The sequence below is a fragment of the Salinicola sp. genome (assembly GCF_982684285.1).
In genome coordinates this window covers 1-1,911 of sequence record NZ_CEXLVS010000412.1, presented here as the reverse complement: position 1 = coordinate 1,911, position 1,911 = coordinate 1, and the positions used below count along the sequence as shown (strand labels likewise).

Sequence of the window (1,911 nt, the reverse complement as noted above, 5' to 3'; positions counted from 1 at the left end):
AGTTACTTTAGTGTATTCGGGCTTGCTGGTGGGTCTAAATACACCGGGCTGGCTCTTGATAACAACAATATAATAATTGTTTTCATATTTTTATTTGAAAGTATTTTTAGTACGGGTGTCTTTACAGTCATTCTCTACATTAGTAGTTTAGGGCTTGCCGCTTTGAATGTATCGCAGCTCAAAACGCCCAAACTTTCTGGTAACCCGGTCAATGTATATATTCTTGCTATTTATACACTTGGCATCACAGGAGTCTATGGCTGGAAGCTTCTATAGTAGATAACAAAACGGTTCGAAAACACTTTAACCTAGGAGTTAAATAACATAATGGTAGTATATACAGTAGGCACTTTTGATTTATTACATGTTGGTCATCTAGCATTGTTAGAATATTGCGCCAGCTTGGGTGACACGGTTGCTGTTGGCGTTGCATCTGATGAAGTTGTTAAACTGTACAAACCTAATATTCCTGCCGTCCCGCTTGAACAACGTATTGAAATGCTTAAAGCGCTTCGCTGTGTGGATATTGTACTGCCTTACCATGAACTGGATTATCTTTCTGTTTGTAAGGAAGTTAAAGCGGATATTTTTGTTATTGGTGAAGACTGGGGTAGAAAACCTCATAATCACGATGTAGAAAAGTATTTTGATGCTCAAGGAAAAAAGGTGGTTCAAGTTCAATATCATCCACGCACTTCGTCCACTAAAATAAAACAAAATATCATCGCTCAATTTCAAAGAAACAACGACATAACACAAGAAACTGAGCAAAATAGACAGCTTTATTCTGGTCAACGATAAACATAACGATGTAAACACACTTTTTTGTGCAACTTGGCAAGGCAATCGTAATTTAATAACCTACTTGCTCTCTAACCAGTAGCTGCAGCGTGGAAATGCAGTCTCAGAGCAATCAGCATGACCTCCCAAGTGCAAGAATGTAGTCATTCTTAAACGTCCTTCCACACGCCTTATGAAACGTCATCTATAGAGTACCGTAAAATAAACGATCCTCATTATTGGTATTCAGAGTATGCAGCGGGTACCTAAAAACGGTTGACGGAAAAGATACCCGTTCATTCAGCACTACAAATTGCCTGTAACTAATGGCATTATGTTAAGTGCTAGACAAACGACTGAAAGTAAGGAGAAGGATATGCCTCAATACGTTATTGTTTATCTAGGTGGCGAGCAGCCATCTAGCCCAGAGGAAGGTAAGCAACATATGTCGAAATATATGGGTTGGTTATCGTCATTGGGCGACGCAGCTGTTAGTCCTGCTAACCCGCTTAAGAATACTAGCACCATAGATTCTGATGGCTGGGTGACCAGTGGTGGCGCAACCTCCATGTCAGGTTTCACTATAATTGAAGAAGAGTCGATGGAAGCGGCACTGTCAGTTGCAAAGACCTGCCCTTTTCTTGATATTGGCGGTTCACTTGAGGTGTCAGAGTTAGTAGAAATGCCAATGCCAAAATAAACCTCACCTTCGCCTTCACTCGGACAGCCCATAGAAAAAAGTGACGGAGGCATTAAAATGTTCCATGCTCGCTCTGATATTGCTGCTTATTAATAAATATAAAATATTTCATCCATGACAGATAAAATTACGCCTCCACATATATATCTAGCACAGGTTACGGAAGAATTAGGGCTGGGTTCATTTTCGACTAGCGCTTTTGCAGAAGGTGAAACTGTAGAAGCATCGCCCGTAATTGTGCTTACAGAAAAGTATGAAAACCTTCCAAAAGAGATAAAACATCGGGTCTATAATTGGGGAAGACTATCTCGCACAAAGCCAGACACTGCTTTAGCGCTTGCGCTAGGTTATGGTAGTCACTATAACCATAGCGATACACCCAACCTCAGCTACCAAGCAGATACAACGTCAATGACACTTATCTTTATCGC

General features: G+C 40.6%; 4 protein-coding genes. All 4 read left to right on the top strand.

What is annotated here, in order from left to right:
- A partial coding sequence (locus AC3AYF_RS20550; protein WP_487780328.1) for a hypothetical protein occupies positions 1-276 on the top strand: 276 nt, incomplete at its 5' end.
- 51 nt (positions 277-327) lie between these two features.
- A complete protein-coding gene (locus AC3AYF_RS20545; RefSeq protein ID WP_487780327.1) occupies positions 328-801 on the top strand; it encodes an FAD synthase family protein in 474 nt (157 codons plus the stop codon).
- Positions 802-1,156: 355 nt separating this feature from the next.
- Positions 1,157-1,480 (top strand): YciI family protein, encoded by a 324-nt coding sequence (locus AC3AYF_RS20540; RefSeq protein WP_487780326.1) that lies wholly within the window; start codon positions 1,157-1,159, stop codon positions 1,478-1,480.
- A gap of 114 nt (positions 1,481-1,594) precedes the next feature.
- Positions 1,595-1,911, top strand: a 317-nt coding sequence (locus AC3AYF_RS20535; RefSeq protein WP_487780325.1) for an SET domain-containing protein, incomplete at its 3' end; no start/stop codon positions are given.